The organism is Flaviramulus basaltis, assembly GCF_900114265.1.
GTDB lineage: Bacteria > Bacteroidota > Bacteroidia > Flavobacteriales > Flavobacteriaceae > Flaviramulus > Flaviramulus basaltis.
In genome coordinates, this window is sequence record NZ_FPKV01000002.1 from 290,674 (window position 1) to 308,205 (window position 17,532).

Here is a 17,532-nt window from a genome sequence, read left to right on the forward strand (position 1 = left end):
GAAGTATACTTTTGAATGAGGGAAGTTAAAAAAAGGGCTAAACTTTCGTTTAGCCCTTTTTTAAATACTATGTACTTATTATTTTATATCTGTACTGTATGGAAATAATAATTGGATTCCTTTTTTCTGTTTTAAAGCTTTAATCTCTTTATATATTTTATAACTTTCCTCTCCTAACTCTTCTTTTAGAATAGTTTCTTTAGCTTTTACTAAACCAAAATTTTCAAGCATTTTTTCTAGATCCTTTTCGAAAACAGGAAATTCTTTTGTTCTATAATCTTGAATGTCTGCTGCTTCGGCTGCACGTTGCAATGCTAAATCTAATCCACCTAATTCATCAACTAAACCGTTTTTCAAAGCATCTGTACCCGTCCAAACTCGCCCTTGAGCAATCGCTTTAACGTCATCTTGCTTCATATTTCGGCCATTTGCCACTCTACCTGTAAACAATTCATAAATATCTACAATACCTTCTTTTATGAACGCTCTTTGCTCATCATTTAACGGTTCGAAAAAACTATAGGTTACAGCATTTTTGTTTGTAATAACTTGCTCTGCATTAATACCCATATTATCGGCTAACTGTTTTCCATTTGGTAACACACCAAAAACACCAATACTACCTGTTATAGTTGTTGGTTCTGCTATAATTTTATCGGCATTACAAGCTATATAGTAACCTCCTGAAGCTGCTAAATCTCCCATAGAGACTATTACTGGTTTTACTTTTTTAGTAAGTTCTATTTCTCTCCAAATAAGTTCACTAGCTAATGCACTTCCACCAGGTGAGTTTATGCGTAGTACAACAGCTTTTATTTTATCATCTTCTCTAGCCTCTTTTAAAGATCTATTCATAGCGCCTTGACCAACAGTATTCACGTCGCCTTCACCATAAATAATATCTCCTTCTGCATAAATAATTGCTATTTTATTTTTTGCTGAATAGTTTTTCACTTTGGTTGCAGTATATTTTGCATAATCTTTAACAGATATGAATTTTAAATCCGTTTTAGAGTCTGTTCCAACGGCTTGTTTCATTCCGTTTAGGTACTCATCATAATAGCCTATTTTATCTACAAGTAGAGAAGATTTTGCTAAAATTGGATTTCTAGCTAACAAACTGTCTGCAATAATATTTAATCTATCTACAGGAATATTTCTGCTGTTAGAAATGTCTTGTTTTATTTCATTCCAAAGTGAATTTAGATACACAGAAATTTGTTCCCTGTTATCATCACTCATTTTATTTTCTAAAAAAGGTTCTACAGCACTTTTGTATTTACCAAAGCGAACAACCTCCATTTTAAGTCCTGTTTTTTCTTGAAAATCTTTAAAATATAATTGCTCAGAATATAACCCTTTAAATTCCATCATGCCTGCTGGATTAATATAAATGGTATCTGCTACAGAACTTAAATAATAGTCTTTCTGCGTATAAATATCTGAATAAGCCATTACGAATTTACCCGATTCCTTAAACTTTAATAAAGCACCTCTTAATGCTTTTGTTTGAGAAATCCCAGCATTAATAAAGCTATTAGTTATCGAAATCCCTTTTATTTTATCATCTGTGGCGGCATAATTTATGGCGTCAATGATATTGAAAAGACCATTTTTTTTATCTTCATTTAAAAAAGGATAATCTTCAAAGACTGTTTTTCCGGCATAATCCTTTATAGGGAAATCTAAAGTTAATTCTAAAACAGAATTAGGTTTTACTTTAACAACATCATCTGAACTCCCTCCAAATAAAGCACCTAATAATATTAGACCAAAAAAACAGATAATTAAGAATACAAAGATTCCTGTTACTGTTGATAAAACACGTTTTATAAAATTCATGATTTTATTTATATATGAAAGCTAAAATTTAACTCTTAAAAACTTATATGTTTTTTAATGCTAATGTTTTTTCCCTGTGAATCTTCCCTGAAGCAGTTTCAATAAATTTTGCTATAGTTATGACTTCTTTAGGTTTTTCGTATTTATCTAAAACATCAAAAACCGATGTATCAAAATCAGGATCTTTTTTTTCGATAACTAAAACTAGTTTTTCACCTAAAGTATCATCTGGTTTGGATGCAACAAAAAACTCTTCTTTTATTTTATTTTTAAGCTTTTTTTCTATTTGTTCTGGAAATAATTTAATGCCTCCAGAATTTATAACATTATCGAAACGCCCTAACCATTCAAAGCTTTTTTCTGAGTGAACTTTTACAATATCATTTGTAATAATTTTATCTTTAGAAAGATGCGGTGCGTCTATGACTAAACAACCTCTATCATCCACTGAAACTGTAATATCTGGTAATGTTTTAAAATATTTATCAGCCTCTGAATCATTAAAATTATTTAGCTTTTTTATTGCAATATGAGATACCGTTTCTGTCATACCATATGTTTCATAAACATGTGGTTTTTTGTCTTTTATCGATTCAATTATTGGTTCTGAAACTTGCCCACCACCAACAATTACTGTTTTAATACTTTTTAAGTATTTAGCAAAGTGTTTAAGTTGCATTGGTGTAAAAGCACAAAAAGCATAATCCTTTTCATAATCAATTAATGGAAGTGCTTTAGGCTCTACCATATCTAATTCAAGCCCCAAGATAATGGCTCTAACAATCATCATTTTACCTGCAATAAAATTTGATGGCAAACAATGTAAAACTTTATCTCCTGGTTTTAAATTAAAAAAATCTCCTGTGGCAATGGCGGAATTAACCATAGCTTCTTTCTTTATTTCAAGACTTTTTGGCTTACCTGTAGATCCTGAAGTTTGCACCTTAACATAATCTTTGTTATCTAACCAATCAAGTAAAAAATTACCAAGTTCTTGTTGGTAACTTAAACCTTCTTTTACATAACTATAGGCAACCTCCATAAGGTCATCATACTTATAATTTAAACCATCTAGTTTAAATTTTAAATGAACATTGGTATAATTTGGCATCATAATTTTTATTCTAAAATTTTATAATCTTCTTTTAACGGCTCCACAACTTTTCCAAATAATTTATCTTTCCAGTTTGTCCATTTATAAACTTTGGAAAAAACAAAAAGTATTATAGGATAAAAAACTAAAACAGGAATTATAATTTCCATGGCTGTTGTAGTAGCTTCTTCGGCGGTATATTTAAAAATTGCATCTGTCTGTAAGGCAGACCAATCGCTTGTTACTAAAAGTGCTGCTAGCAAATTATTTCCTAAATGAAAGCCTAAAGCTAGTTCTAGTCCATCATCCATTAAAGTCATAATACCTAGTAGTAAACCTGTACCAATATAAAATACCATAGTTATAAACCCCATTTCTGCTACTTCTGGATTCGCACTATGCGCTACTCCAAACAATATTGAGGTAAAAATTAATGGAAACCATTTGTTTTTTACTATAATGCCAATATGTTGCATTAAATACCCTCTAAAAAGATACTCTTCTAAACCTATTTGAAATGGAAATAATACGATACTTATTAAGAAAAGTATCGCAAATTTAATAGGATTGAATTGTAATTCAATTTGGCTAGAATCTGAGAAATAAGATACAGCAAACGATACTACAGTAATTACAACTATTAAACTAAAAGAGAATACGATTCGTTTCCAATCTACTTTTTCTCTAGCTGTAGTTAATGATAATATACTCCTTTGATGCAGATAACGTACTAAAACAAACAATAACCCCAGTAAAAAAGCAAAAGGTAGAAGATTTACAATTAAAGATAAATTAGCAGGAATAGATTTCATCATTTCATAAGCAGCATCCATGTCTTCTTTTGAAGTGAATAAATAAATGATAAAATTTATTATAAAAATCCCAGAAATTAAAAAGGCTGTTAGTAAAAACATCCAAATTTCTTTTTTTCCTTTATAGGCTTGTTGTATATAATTCATTTTATAAATTAAAGTTCCAGTTCATTTTATTATTGTACTGCAATGTACCATTTTTTACTTGTAATGGACTATCAAAATTATTAGTAAATAAACTACCTGTGCCTAAGCCTTGAGGTAACTTATTATTTTTTGTGTACGTGTATTGAGCAATAGCATTTAGACCAATATTACTCTCTAATGCACTTGTAATCCACCAGCTAATATTATGCTTTTCTGCCAATTTAATCCATTCATCACTTCCTGCAAAACCTCCAACCAAACTAGGCTTCAATATAATGTATTGAGGATTTATAATTTGTAGCAATTCTTGTTTTTTTGTTACAGAAAATACTCCAATTAATTCTTCATCTAAAGCAATAGGCAATGGCGTATTTGCACATAGTTTAGCTATGTCTTCAATTTGTCCTTGTTTTATAGGTTGTTCTATAGAGTGTAAATCTAAATCTGATAATATTTTTAATTTTTCTAATGCTTCGGAAGTAGAAAATGCACCATTTGCATCAACACGTAATTCTATATCTTTTGAAGTAAATTCTTTTCTAATAGATTTTAAAAGATTAATTTCTTGATGAAAATCAATAGCTCCAATTTTCATTTTAATACAATTAAAACCCGCTTTGATTTTATCTTGTATTTGTTTTTTCATAAAGGCTTTAGTTCCCATCCAAATTAATCCGTTTATGGGAATTGAATCATTTCCTTTTGTAAATTCTGTTGAAAATAAGTTGAATGAATCTTGACCTTCTAAAGATTTAAAAGCCGTTTCTAAACCAAACTGTATGCTTGGAAATTCAATTAATTGATTTAATAAAACATTTAACCCTAAGTGAATATTTTGACACGTCCATTTTAATTTTTCCTCATAATCTGGTCTATCATCAATAGAAAGCCCTCTAAATAAGCCACATTCACCAATACCTTGTTTGTTTTCAGATTTTAAAACAATAAACCAAGTTTCCTTTGTTTTTAATATGCCACGAGAAGTTCCGCTGGCTTGTTTAAAGTTTAAAATGTAATGTTTATAAGATGCTTTTATCATCTATAGTTCAATAAAATCACCGATTCCTAACAGCATTAAATCTTTGTTTTTTTCAAAAAATTTTCGCTTTGCAGTTTCATGGTCTATCTCTATATATCCAAAAGTATCGTAGTGATATCCTAAAACCTTATCACATTCAACAAAATTACTAGCTAAAATAGCATCATCAATTCCCATAGTAAAATTATCGCCAATTGGCAGAATGGCCAAATCCAATTTTGTTTGTAAGGGAATTAATTTCATATCAAAAGTTAAAGCGGTATCTCCAGCAATGTAAATATTTTTATGCTCTCCTTCAATAACAAAACCTCCTGGTTGCCCACCATAACTACCATCTGGAAAAGACGATGTATGTATTGCATTAACATATTTTACGGTACCAAATTCAAAATCCCATTTACCTCCATGATTCATTGGGTGAACTTCAATACCAAGTTTTTCATAATATTTAGCAATTTCAAAATTTGAAATCACTACTGCCCCAGTTCTTTTTGCAATAGTTTCCACATCTATAATATGATCTTGATGCGCATGTGTAACTAAAATATAATCTGCTTTAAGCGCATTTATATCTATATCTGAAGCCTTAGGGTTGGCCGATATAAAAGGATCTACAAGAATATTAACATCATTAACATGAATGCCTAAACTCGCATGACCGTAGAATGTGATTTTCATGTGTTTTAACTTTTAAAATAAATGGCCTACTCCCATAAGTACTGCTAATAAAACTGTAGTTAATGCTAGTTTTTTTAATTCTGGATCTAACAATTTTGGATCTTTATTATTATTAACCATTTTAAGATGAATTAACAACGGTATATATGCAATGATATATATTAAATTATAAGGTGATGTATAATATAGTATACCAAACAATCCTGATAAAACAATTGCCAGAATAATTAGTGTATTATGATATACTTTAATGTTTTTTTCTCCTAACTTGACAGCTAAAGTGATTTTATTTGATTTTTTATCGGAAATTCTATCCCTCATATTATTAAGATTTAGTACTGCCGCACTTAAAAGACCTATTGTACAAGCAGGCAAAAAAGCAACGTGATCTATTTTTTTAGCAAATAAAACATAACAACCTATAACACTAACTAATCCAAAAAAAACAAAAACAAAAACATCTCCTAAACCTCTATAACCATATGCATTCTTACCAACGGTATAACGCATAGCTGCAATTATTGATGCTATACCTAATAAAGAGAAAATTAAGGTTAGAAAAAAATACTTAACTCCGAAGGCTTTAAAAACAAGAGTACATGCTAAAACAATAGATATTAAAATGTTTATTTTTATACCATTAAAGAGGTCTTCTGGTAATATTTTACCAGACTGAATTGCACGCTCAGGGCCAATTCTATCATTATTATCAGTACCTTTTATTCCATCACCATAATCATTAGCTAAATTTGAAAGTATTTGAAAACTTAATGTTGTTAAAATTGCCAAAACACAAATGCCCAAATTAAAAACTCCATTATAATGCGCTAAACATGATGCTAAAATAATACCAGATATTGATAATGGTAGCGTTCTTAAACGCATAGTTGAAATCCATATTGAAATTTTATTTATCATGGAATCCATTTTTTATCAAAATTAGGCTTACGTTTTTCAAGGAAAGCATTTCTACCCTCTTTAGCTTCGTCTGTCATGTAAGCCAAACGAGTTGCTTCACCTGCAAATACCTGTTGTCCAACCATACCATCATCTGTTAAATTCATTGCGAATTTTAACATTTTTATTGATGTTGGTGATTTAGCTAATATTTCTTGTGCCCATTCATAAGCTGTATTTTCTAACTCATCATGAGGAACTACGGCATTAACCATTCCCATATCAAAAGCTTCTTGTGCTGAGTAATTTCTGCCTAAGAAAAATATTTCTCTAGCCCTTTTCTGTCCTACCATTTTAGCTAAATAAGCAGAACCGTAACCCCCGTCAAAACTAGTAACATCGGCATCAGTTTGCTTAAAAATAGCATGTTCTCTGCTTGCAAGAGTTAGGTCGCAAACCACGTGTAAACTATGTCCGCCTCCTACGGCCCAACCTGGAACAACTGCAATTACTGCTTTCGGCATGAAACGAATTAAACGTTGCACTTCTAAAATATTTAAACGATGATAGCCATCTTCCCCAACATAACCTTGATGCCCTCTAGCTTTTTGGTCACCACCACTGCAAAATGAATATACTCCATCTTTACTGGAAGGACCTTCGGCTGATAATAATACAACACCAATATTTACATCCTCATTAGCATCATATAATGCATCGTATAATTCGCTTGTTGTTTTTGGTCTAAAAGCATTCCGAACATCTGGTCTATTAAAGGCAATTCTTGCCACTCCATTACACTTTTTATAAGTGATATCTTGATATTCTTTAACTATTAACCACTCTAATTGGTTCATCTTTTTATTTTATTCAAAAATAAATTTTATTTTTCTAAAACACTTAAATACCAATAAAATTATTTGCAATAACTAAGTTTAAGAAGAAGTAAACTTATATATTAAGTTACATTACTCATAAAATTAATATTAAAATGTTAACAAATTAATAATTTCATTAAACCTCATTTAGATATATGATAAAAATTATAAAATAGGTATAAGTACGTATTGCTTTACAATACATTATTATATACTTTTGTTTTATATATTTTTTTTGATAAAATTAACATTTTATTTAAAATATATTTATATTGATTAACACATTAAATCCCAAATGCCTATGTTAACAACAATTACTCTTACTATTTTTGCTCTTGTAGTAATCAATTTATTACTATTAAAATTTAGTTGTAATAAAATTATTAAGCCTTTAAAAGTTAATAAAAATACAGTTATATTAAGACCAGAAATGAATATTTCTGAGACTTCAGAGATTCTTCTTGCAGCAACTGGCAGTTAGTTTATCGAAACTTTTATTTAACAGTATTTCTTATTAGTGTATCAAATAAGTATAAATATAATATGGTATATTTTACTATATCAAGATTTCTATCAACTTTAGATATAATAATAAATTAAGGATTATTTAAAATAATCACCAAATAATCCCTTTTTTATATGTTTTTTCTACAATGTAATTAGTTTTACTAAAATGTTTATTACCAAACCAATAACCCCTGTTTGCACTTAAGGGTGATGGATGACCAGACATTAAAACATGGTGTTTCTGTCCATCAATTAACTTAACTTTTTGTTTTGCAAAACCACCCCAAAGCATAAAAACAATATTCTCCTTTTTGTTACTAATTATTTTTATAACTGAATCTGTAAAAACTTCCCAGCCTCTTTTTTGATGACTTCCAGCTTGGTGAGCTCTTACAGTTAAAGTAGCATTCAATAATAATACGCCTTGTTCTGCCCAACGCATTAAATTACCACTTTCAGGATATTTTATTCCTAAATCACTCTCGATTTCTTTAAATATATTTATTAATGAAGGTGGATGTTTAATACTATCATTAACTGAAAAACATAGTCCATTAGCTTGACCAAAATCATGATACGGATCTTGACCAATAATAACTACTTTAACATCATCGAAATGACAATGATTAAAAGCATTAAATATTTGATTTTCTGGAGGAAAGCAAGTTTGGGTTCTGTACTCAGACTCAACAAAAGTTATTAAGTCTTTAAAATAAGTTTTATTAAATTCCTCTATTAAATGGTGTTTCCAGCTTTCATGAATATTCATTAAAAAATTAATTTAAAATTCGTACTAACAGTTCTTTTAATAAATCACCTTGTGGGACAGAATTGGATCCAACACCTTTACTTTTAACATCAAATTCGCGTAAAGTAGAAACAACAGCACTTACTTTGCGCATTGGATAGTTTCGAGCAGCAGAAATATACTCATTAACAAAATACGGATTAATCTTTAATGCCGAAGCTACATTTCTTGGTGATTTGTCTTTTAATCCATGAAAATGAAGCAATTGTGAGAAAAAATTAAATAACAAAGCTACCGTGACTACCATGGGATTATCTTTAGGGTTTTCCGCAAAATAATTAACTATTTTATGAGCTTTAATTATGTTTTTATCTCCAATGGCTTTACGTAGTTCAAAATTATTATAATCTTTACTAATACCTATATTTTTTTCAATATGCTCTGGGGTAATTTGCGTGCCTTTTGGTAAAATAATTTGAAGTTTCTCTAATTCATTGTTTATTTTACTTAAATCTGTTCCTAAAAACTCAACAAGCATTTGTCCTGCTTTTGGTGATATGGTATAGTTTTTAGATGATAATACTCTTCTAATCCAATCGGCTACTTGGTTTTCGTATAATTTTTTACTTTCATAAATTACGCCAATTTTTTTTATGGATTTATAAAGTGCTTTTCGCTTATCTAGTTTTTTATATTTGTAGTTTAAAACTAATACCGTTGTAGGCTGAGGGTTTTCAGAATAAGATATTAATTTTTCAATGGTACGCGATAAATCCTGAGCTTCTTTTACAATAACAACTTGGTACTCTGCCATCATTGGATAACGTTTTGCGTTACCAACAATATCTTCAATCGTTACATCTCGCCCGTATAAAACCATTTGGTTAAATCCACGCTCCTCTTCCGCTAAAACATTTGTTTCAATAAAATCAGATATTTTATCTATATAATATGGTTCCTCACCCATTAAAAAATAAATAGGTTTTAAATTACCATTTTTTATATCTGTAACTAATTGTTTTACTTCGTCCATTAAAAAAAAATCACCAAATTTGTGTAGTGCAAAAATTAAATTTCCCTACATATACGTTTCGATTCAAAAATAGCGAAAATAAAATTTCTATTTTCGATAGTATTCGTAAAAAATTCGTGATTTTACAGCCCGAAGAATGGGTACGTCAACATTGTATTCAATTTTTGATTAATGAAAAAGGTTTCCCAAAATCTTTAATAAATATTGAAAAAGAACTGACTATCAATTCTTTAAAAAAACGATACGATATTGTTATTTTCAATCCAGATGGAAGTATTTATTTAATTGTTGAATGTAAAGCCCCAAAAATCTCTATTAAGCAAGATACTTTTGACCAAATAGCACGTTATAATTTAGAACTAAACGCTACTTATTTAATGGTTACAAATGGATTAAATCACTATTATTGCCAAATGGATTTTAAAAATGAATGTTATAATTTCTTAAAAGATATTCCAAATTTTAAAAAATGAAATTAGCAATCGTCATACTAAACTGGAATGGAAAAAAGCTTTTAGAACAGTTTTTACCTTCAGTTTTAGAAAATTCAAAAGAAGCTACTATTTATTTAGCCGATAATGCCTCTACAGACGATTCAGTTTCTTTTGTGAAAGCTAAATATCCAACTGTAAAAATCATTCAAAATAAAAGTAATGGTGGTTATTCTAAAGGTTATAATGATGCCTTACAAGTGATAGAAGCCGATGTTTTTTGCCTTTTAAATAGCGATGTTGAAGTTATTGAAAATTGGTTACCTCCTATTATTAGTGCTTTTGAAGATTATCCCAATACATCAATTATTCAACCCAAATTATTAGATTACAAAAAAAAGGATTACTTCGAATATGCTGGAGCTGCCGGGGGTTTTATTGATAAATATGGTTACCCATATTGTAGAGGTAGAATTTTTAATACATTAGAAAAAGACACTAATCAATATAATGATACTACCGAAATATTTTGGGCTTCTGGCGCATGCTTATTTATTAGAAGTCCTGTTTTTAGGATATTAGGGGGATTTGATGAGCATTTTTTTGCTCACATGGAAGAAATAGATTTATGTTGGAGAGCAAAGAATTTAGGTTACTCTATAAAATATGTAGGAGATTCTAAAATTTATCATGTTGGTGGTGCTACTTTAAATGCTATTAATCCTAAAAAAACATTTCTAAATTTCAGGAATAGCTTATTCACACTTACTAAAAACGCAAAAGGCAACTTATTTTCACTTATAATAATTCGTTTAACACTAGATGGTATTGCTGCTGCCAAATTTTTATTTGAATTAAAACCTAAACATGCCTTTGCCATTTTAAGAGCTCATTTTAGTTATTATAGTCATTTGAATCGTTTATTAAAACAACGGAAATCAATAAAAAACAAAATAAAATACTACCAAATAACATCCATAGTATTCAATTATTTCGTAAATAATAATAAGAATTTTAAAAGTTTATAAGTAGTTTGTAAAAGTTTTGTTAAAATGTTAAAACCTACTGATTTTTATATATTTTTGTTAAAACAAACAAGAAATTAATCCTTTAAATAATTATGAGAAAAATTTTATTACTTAGTGCTTCAGCAATGATTTTATTAAGTTCATGTGTATCAAAAAAACAATTTACAGATCTTCAAGCAAAACAAAAGGAAACTCAAGATTTGCTAAATTCTGCAACCGTGAAGCTAAACTCTTGTTTAGAAGATAGAGCTTCAGTAACAGCTAGAGCTACTGCTTTAGAAGAACAAATAGCAGATTTAAGAAAAAGCAATGATAACCTAACAATTTTATCTTCAAAAGGAGCTTCAAACGTTGAAAAAACTTTAGAAAGTATTAAAGAAAAAGAATTAAAAATCACACGTTTACAAGATGCGCTTACTCAAAAGGATAGTGTAACACTAGCTTTAGTAACAAGTTTAAAACGTGAAGTTGGTATAAACGATCCAGATATAGAAGTTAATGTTGAAAAAGGTGTTGTGTTTATATCTATCGCAGATAAATTACTTTTCCAAAGCGGAAGCTATAACGTAACAGCTAGAGCTAAAGAAGTTCTTGCTAAAGTTGCTAAAGTTGTTAATAGCAAGCCTGATTTCGAATGTATGGTTGAAGGACATACAGATAATGTACCTTATAGAAAAGAGCCATTGTTAGACAACTGGGATTTAAGTGTTAAACGTTCAACTTCTATCATTAGAGTTTTACAAGATTTAAATGTAAATCCTTCTCAGTTAATTGCTGCTGGTCGTAGTTCTTATGTGCCTCTAGTAGATAATGATACTGCTGAAAACAGAGCTACAAACAGACGTACTCGTATTGTTGTATTGCCTAAAATCGATCAGTTTTATGACATGATTGAAAAAGAAATGAAAAACCTTGCAGCTGGTGGTAAATAATCAGTTTTAAAAATATTAGAAAAAGCTCAATCGAAAGATTGGGCTTTTTTTATTTATCAGACCAAACAGCAAGCTCATTACCAGCTGGATCTAAAAACTGAAATCTTCTTCCTCCAGGAAAAGAAAAGATATCTTTTGATATTTCCCCTCCATTTTGAATAACATTGGTTTTTACTAAATCTAAATCCTTATGATATAGAACAACTAAAACACCATTTATTATTTTTGAATCTGATTTTTCAAATCCACCAGCGACTCCACTTTCCGAAAAAGCAATATAAGTTGGCCCATAATCTGTGAATTCCCAGTTAAAACATTTATTATAAAACACTTTAACAGCTTCAAGATTATTTGCTTTAAATTCAATATAATTTATATGATTATCGATCATATTTTAATTAAAAAATTTCTAAACTCCCTTTACCTTGTCTAACAATAACAGGTTCTCCTTCAGACAAATCAATAACTGTAGATGGTTCGTTATCTCCATAACCACCATCAATAACCAAATCTACTAAATTGTCCCATTTTTCTAAAATAAGTTCAGGATCTGTAGTATACTCAATAACAGTATCTTCATCATGAATGGACGTCGATATTATTGGGTTTCCCAGTTTTTTTACAATATCTAAAGCTATGTTATTTGCTGGTACACGAATACCAACAGTTTTTCTTTTTTTAAATGGATTTGGCAAATTTTTAGATCCTGGAAGGATAAAAGTATATGGTCCTGGAAGCGCACGTTTTAAAACTTTAAAAACCGAGGTATCAATTTGCTTTACATAATCACTTAAATTACTAAGGTCATGACAAATAAATGAAAAATTTGCTTTTTCTAACTTAATTTGCTTAATTCTTGCAATGCGTTCCAAAGCTTTTAAGTTCGTAATATCGCATCCTAAGCCATAAACCGTATCGGTTGGATAAATAATAAGCCCCCCTCTTTTTAAAACTTTCACTACCCTTTCAATCTCTTTTGGATTAGGATTTTCTTCGTAAATTCTTATAAATTCAGCCATAATAACAGCAAGGTAAATCGTATTTCAATTAGTAAAAACTCTAAGTTTAGAACTATATTACACTTAAAAAATGACAAAGCAAAATAGTCCTTAAAAATTTCTTATATTATGTAACAATTCCTTTTTAAACCAGTCTTATGTATATGCAAAGACTTTTTTATATATTATTATTTTTTGCAATAAGCATAACAAAAGTTAATGCAAAAGATAATCCTATAAAAAATTCGATACTCTTTTCTCAAGCTGAAGTTTTAAACGAATATACAACTCGAATTCCTTTTAAATTAGTAGATCATTTAATTGTAGTTAAAGCCAAAATTTTAAATAAAGAAGGAAACTTTATAATTGACACAGGCTCGGAAACTATGATTCTTAACAAAGTACATTTTTCAAATTTTTACGAACATCAAAGAAAAAATGAATCTACATCTGGTGTAATGCATTCTGTTGAGAATTCTTATGAAAGACAAATAAAGGAATTTGTATTAGAGAATTTTAAGCTACAGAATAGAAATTCTGATGTTATTGATTTATCACACATTGAAAAAAGTAAAAAAATCAAAATACTAGGTGTTATTGGCTATAGTATTTTAAAAGATTATGAAATTTTTATAGATATGCACTTGAATCAAATAACACTAACTAAAGTGGATCCTTTTGGTGAAAAATTAGATAATCATGTATATTTAGAAAAAATTATTGATAGTGTTAGTTTTAAACTAAAAAATCACACTATAGTTGTAAATGCTACTGTTAATAATCAAAAAGTTAAATTTGGTTTAGATACCGCTGCGGAATTTAACCAAATTAATAAAAATATAAACAAAAAAGTTTTAAAGTATTTTATTCCAAAAAAGCGAACACTTTTAACTGGAGTTAATAATAGAAAAATAGAAGTTTTGGCAGGAAAATTGCATCGTGTTAAATTGAGTGAAAACACTTATTTTGGACCAATGCTTACAGTTTTAACAAATTTAAATAAAATGAATGAAGCCTTTGGAACCAATTTAGATGGTATTTTAGGCTATGAGTTTTTCGCACAAAAAAGAACAATTATAAATTATCAAAAAGAAAAGTTATACTTTATAAATTACCCTTTTAACCATCAGTGAAGCATATAATTCCACATATTATATATTTATTTTTCATTTTTATAAGTTTAAACACATTCGCGCAAAAGAATGCATTTAAGGGTTATAAAATTGAAAACGATACTGTAGTATTTACTTTTGATGCTAGAGACTATTCTAAATTTACAAAAGAATTTACCGGACAAACACTCGATTTTAATGATTTTGATATTGAAAATGTGGTGGTTTCTGGTGAGTTTAATCTTTGGTCTAGAGATAATTGGAAGATGAAAAGAATAGATGAGTTTATTTATGAACTTAGAAAAAGCATCAACGATTTTACCGATGAGTTTTCATGGGAATTTAAATTTGTAATAAACAACTCCTTTTGGGCTGAACCTTCGAAAAACGACCCAAATGTTTCGAAGGCTATTAACAACGGACAAAAACTTCGTGGTGTATATAATTTAAAAATGTACACAGCTTACCCTGATAAAAATGGTAATGCAAGTTTTAAATTAAAAGGTTATAAAGATGCGAAAAAAGTTGTTCTAGCAGGTTCTTTTAATAAATGGGATGAAACTCTTTTTAAAATGAATAAAACGGAAAGCGGTTGGGAATTAACCTTACAAATGAAGCCCGATGTGTATCAATATCGTTTTATTGTTGATGGACATTGGATGGAAGACCCAGACAATTCACATAAAACAAGAAATGAGTTTGACGAATATAATTCTGTTATAGACATAAAAGAATATACTGCTTTTAAACTAAGAGGATATACCAATGCACATAAAGTAATTCTTTCTGGTTCATTTAACAACTGGAATGAAAACAAACTCGTCATGGAAAAAACGGATTATGGATGGAAATATGTTATTCCACTAACTGGAGGCAAACACCACTACAAGTTTATTGTTGATGGACAATGGATTGTAGACCCTAATAACAGCATAAAAGAATACGACGGTGATGGCAATGTAAATTCCGTTTGTATGGTAAAATAATTAGCCTACTACTTCCAACTTAGCAAAACGCAACAACAATTTTTTAACACCACCATGTTGAAAGTTAATTTCAGCTTTTATATCGGCTCCTGCGCCTTCAATTTTTAAAACTTCTCCTGTACCAAAACGGATATGCTTTACAACATTTCCAACTACTAATTTACTATCAAACAGATTAGTGTTTCCGTTGGTATTTGTAACTTTTTTTAAATTCTTTGGTGTTGTTACTTGAAATTTTTCTACTTCTTTTTTAGCAGTATTTCCTTTTTTTAACACCACTTGTTTGGCTGGCTTATAACGAATTTTATTTGGATTTACATCTCCAAAAATATCGGCAGAAAGCATTGGGTTTATTCTACGTTCTTCAATTGGTGTTATAATATCTAAATACTCATCGTCTATTTCCTCTATAAATCGGCTTGGTTCAGAATCTACTAATTTTCCCCAACGGTATCTAGATAAGGCATAAGTTAAATACGCTTTCTTTTCGGCTCTTGTTAATGCCACATAAAATAAGCGACGCTCCTCCTCTAGTTCACTGCGTGTATTCATACTCATGGCACTTGGAAATAAATCCTCCTCCAAACCAACTATAAACACGTTGTTAAATTCTAATCCTTTTGCTAAGTGAATAGTCATTAATGCCACATGGTCTTCATCACCTTTATCGGCATCTAAATCTGTTGCTAAAGCAACGTCTTCTAAGAATTCGGCTAAAGAATCGGAAGCATCAGCCAATTCAAGTTGACCTTCAACAAAATCTTTTATACCGTTTAATAATTCTTCAACATTTTCTAATCTTGTAACCCCTTCTGGTGTTCCATCTTTATTAAATTCTCGAATTAAACCACTTGTTTTGGTAACATGTTCAGCTAAATCAAAGGCATTAGCTGTTTGATTCATGACTTGGTAACTTTTAATTAATGTTACAAAATCTTTAAGTTTGTTCTTCGCTCCTCCATTAATATTTATATCTACTTTATCAATATTTTCAAGCACTTCAAAAATAGTTTTCCCATAACCATTTGCTGCTACAACTAAGCGATCTATTGTAGTTTGACCAATTCCTCTCCCTGGATAATTAATAACTCTTTTTAAAGCTTCTTCATCAGCAGGATTAAGTATTAATCTTAAATACGCCGTAACATCTTTAATCTCTTTACGCTGGTAAAACGATAAACCACCATAAATTCTATATGGAATATCTCGTTTACGTAAGGCATCTTCTATTGATCTGGATTGTGCATTTGTACGGTATAAAATTGCAAAATCACTATTTTTTAATTGATTTTGCATTTTACCTTCCCAAATAGTACTAGCAACAAAACGTCCTTCATCACCATCAGTTAATGAGCGGTGTACTTTTATTTTTTCGCCTTCATCATTTGCTGTCCAAACTTCTTTATCTAATTTAGTTTGATTATGTTCTATTACAGAATTGGCTGCATTTACAATATTTTGAGTAGAACGGTAATTTTGCTCTAATCTATAAAGTTTTACATCATCATAATCTTTTTGAAAATTAAGAATGTTATTAATATTAGCACCACGAAAGGCGTAAATACTTTGCGCATCATCACCTACAACACATATGTTTTGAAAACGATCTGCAAGAGCTCGTACTATTAAATACTGTGAATGGTTCGTATCTTGATACTCATCTACCAATATATACCTAAATTTATTTTGATATTGAGCTAAAACATTAGGGAAACGAGTTAACAACTCATTGGTTCTTAGTAATAAATCATCAAAATCCATTGCTCCTGCTTTAAAACAACGATCTACATATTCTTGATATATTTCTCCCATTCTAGGACGACGCGCCATAGCATCAGCCTCCATCAATTCTGGATTATTAAAATAAGCTTTAACAGTAATTAGACTGTTTTTGTATGATGAAATTCTAGAATAAACCTGCTTGGTTTTATAAATGTCTTTATCTAAACCTTTTTCCTTAATAATAGACCCCATTAATTTCTGAGAATCTTGTGTATCGTAAATAGTAAAATTACTAGGAAACCCTAAATGGTGTCCTTCAAAACGTAAAATTTTAGCAAAAACAGAGTGAAAAGTTCCCATCCATAAATTCTTTGCTTCACCATCTCCAACAATATCTGCAATTCTGCCTTTCATTTCTTTGGCAGCCTTATTAGTAAATGTTAAAGCCAAAATATTAAATGAATCTACACCTTGACTCATTAAATATGCAATTCTATAAGTTAACACTCTTGTTTTACCAGATCCTGCACCTGCAATCACAATCATAGGACCATCTTTTTGTATAGTTGGCGCTAATTGTGCTTCATTTAACTGACTTAAATACTTCTCCAAATTGGTTACATTTTTAAAAAGGTAAAAATAAGTATTG

General features: G+C 29.6%; 17 protein-coding genes. 5 read left to right on the top strand and 12 right to left on the bottom strand.

Features of this window, described 5'->3' with window-relative positions; all coding sequences use genetic code 11:
* Positions 1-78 precede the first annotated feature (78 nt).
* The 9 genes from sppA to holA all read right to left on the bottom strand — a co-directional run bounded on the left by sppA (position 79) and on the right by holA (position 9,674).
* The gene (gene sppA, locus BT151_RS07975; protein ID WP_072401272.1) at positions 79-1,842 is read right to left on the bottom strand and encodes a signal peptide peptidase SppA; all 1,764 of its coding nucleotides are present in this window, start codon (positions 1,840-1,842) and stop codon (positions 79-81) included.
* Positions 1,843-1,885: 43 nt separating this feature from the next.
* Positions 1,886-2,956 carry an AMP-binding protein gene (locus BT151_RS07980; RefSeq protein WP_072401273.1) on the bottom strand — a complete coding sequence of 357 codons (1,071 nt, stop codon included), beginning with the start codon at positions 2,954-2,956 and terminating at the stop codon, positions 1,886-1,888.
* A gap of 5 nt (positions 2,957-2,961) precedes the next feature.
* A complete protein-coding gene (locus BT151_RS07985; RefSeq protein WP_072401274.1) occupies positions 2,962-3,894 on the bottom strand; it encodes a CPBP family intramembrane glutamic endopeptidase in 933 nt (310 codons plus the stop codon).
* 1 nt (position 3,895) lies between these two features.
* Entirely contained in the window at positions 3,896-4,933 is a 1,038-nt protein-coding gene (locus tag BT151_RS07990; RefSeq protein WP_072401275.1) for an o-succinylbenzoate synthase, read from the bottom strand.
* Complete coding sequence (locus BT151_RS07995; protein ID WP_072401276.1) at positions 4,934-5,611, bottom strand: metal-dependent hydrolase; 678 nt, start codon at positions 5,609-5,611, stop codon at positions 4,934-4,936.
* 12 nt (positions 5,612-5,623) lie between these two features.
* Entirely contained in the window at positions 5,624-6,529 is a 906-nt protein-coding gene (gene menA, locus BT151_RS08000; protein WP_394333398.1) for a 1,4-dihydroxy-2-naphthoate octaprenyltransferase, read from the bottom strand.
* Positions 6,526-7,365, bottom strand: coding sequence for a 1,4-dihydroxy-2-naphthoyl-CoA synthase (locus BT151_RS08005; RefSeq protein ID WP_072401278.1), 840 nt, complete (start codon positions 7,363-7,365; stop codon positions 6,526-6,528). Before BT151_RS08005 ends, menA begins: the two co-directional genes overlap by 4 nt.
* A 637-nt stretch (positions 7,366-8,002) precedes the next feature.
* A complete protein-coding gene (locus tag BT151_RS08015) occupies positions 8,003-8,662 on the bottom strand; it encodes a uracil-DNA glycosylase (RefSeq protein ID WP_072401280.1) in 660 nt (219 codons plus the stop codon).
* 7 nt (positions 8,663-8,669) lie between these two features.
* Positions 8,670-9,674, bottom strand: a complete 1,005-nt coding sequence (holA, locus tag BT151_RS08020; protein ID WP_072401281.1) for a DNA polymerase III subunit delta — start codon at positions 9,672-9,674, stop codon at positions 8,670-8,672.
* A 26-nt stretch (positions 9,675-9,700) separates the two neighbouring features.
* Here holA and BT151_RS08025 point away from each other — a divergent pair, with 26 nt between their 5' ends.
* The 3 genes from BT151_RS08025 to BT151_RS08035 all read left to right on the top strand — a co-directional run bounded on the left by BT151_RS08025 (position 9,701) and on the right by BT151_RS08035 (position 12,065).
* Positions 9,701-10,147 (top strand): type I restriction enzyme HsdR N-terminal domain-containing protein, encoded by a 447-nt coding sequence (locus BT151_RS08025; RefSeq protein ID WP_072401282.1) that lies wholly within the window; start codon positions 9,701-9,703, stop codon positions 10,145-10,147.
* The gene (locus BT151_RS08030) at positions 10,144-11,133 is read left to right on the top strand and encodes a glycosyltransferase family 2 protein (protein WP_072401283.1); all 990 of its coding nucleotides are present in this window, start codon (positions 10,144-10,146) and stop codon (positions 11,131-11,133) included. Before BT151_RS08025 ends, BT151_RS08030 begins: the two co-directional genes overlap by 4 nt.
* 92 nt (positions 11,134-11,225) lie before the next feature.
* On the top strand, positions 11,226-12,065 hold the full coding sequence (locus tag BT151_RS08035) for an OmpA family protein (RefSeq protein WP_072401284.1): 840 nt from the start codon (positions 11,226-11,228) through the stop codon (positions 12,063-12,065).
* A gap of 49 nt (positions 12,066-12,114) precedes the next feature.
* Here BT151_RS08035 and BT151_RS08040 read toward each other — a convergent pair whose 3' ends face one another.
* Positions 12,115-12,456, bottom strand: coding sequence for a VOC family protein (locus BT151_RS08040; protein WP_143144276.1), 342 nt, complete (start codon positions 12,454-12,456; stop codon positions 12,115-12,117).
* Between the two features lie 7 nt (positions 12,457-12,463).
* On the bottom strand, positions 12,464-13,084 hold the full coding sequence (locus BT151_RS08045; protein WP_072401285.1) for an L-threonylcarbamoyladenylate synthase: 621 nt from the start codon (positions 13,082-13,084) through the stop codon (positions 12,464-12,466).
* A gap of 143 nt (positions 13,085-13,227) precedes the next feature.
* On the opposite strand from BT151_RS08045, the gene BT151_RS08050 reads away from it, so the two are divergent.
* Both BT151_RS08050 and BT151_RS08055 read left to right on the top strand, forming a co-directional pair.
* Complete coding sequence (locus BT151_RS08050) at positions 13,228-14,196, top strand: aspartyl protease family protein (protein ID WP_072401286.1); 969 nt, start codon at positions 13,228-13,230, stop codon at positions 14,194-14,196.
* A complete protein-coding gene (locus BT151_RS08055) occupies positions 14,193-15,161 on the top strand; it encodes a glycogen-binding domain-containing protein (RefSeq protein WP_072401287.1) in 969 nt (322 codons plus the stop codon). Before BT151_RS08050 ends, BT151_RS08055 begins: the two co-directional genes overlap by 4 nt.
* Here the strand turns inward: BT151_RS08055 and BT151_RS08060 are convergent, their stop codons facing one another.
* Positions 15,162-17,495 (bottom strand): ATP-dependent helicase, encoded by a 2,334-nt coding sequence (locus BT151_RS08060; RefSeq protein ID WP_072401288.1) that lies wholly within the window; start codon positions 17,493-17,495, stop codon positions 15,162-15,164.
* Positions 17,496-17,532: the final 37 nt, after the last annotated feature.